This is a genomic window from Paenibacillus apis, from assembly GCF_018333295.1.
Lineage (GTDB): Bacteria > Bacillota > Bacilli > Paenibacillales > Paenibacillaceae > Fontibacillus > Fontibacillus antibioticophila.
In genome coordinates this window covers 1-243 of the sequence record NZ_BORS01000091.1, presented here as the reverse complement: position 1 = coordinate 243, position 243 = coordinate 1, and the positions used below count along the sequence as shown (strand labels likewise).

1 rRNA gene is annotated in these 243 nt (G+C 47.3%); it reads left to right on the top strand.

Going from position 1 to position 243, the window contains the following annotated elements:
* Window positions 1-97 (top strand): 23S ribosomal RNA (locus KI362_RS25450); the annotation flags it as partial.
* Between the last annotated feature and the right edge of the window lie 146 nt (window positions 98-243).

Genomic DNA, 243 nt, shown 5'->3' with positions numbered 1-243 from the left:
GTAAGACCCCTTGAAGACGACGAGGTTGATAGGCCTGAGGTGGAAGTGCAGCAATGTATGGAGCTGACAGGTACTAATCGGTCGAGGGCTTATCCAAATCCACCCCAAAAAGTGACGTAAGGCTTCGAAGGTAATTCCGATTACTTTTCGGGGACCCCGGAACTGAGTAAGGGCTAATTCACAGATTCTATTTCGTATCCAGTTTTCAGGGAGCAAGACTTCCTGAACTGATTTTAAGCTGCA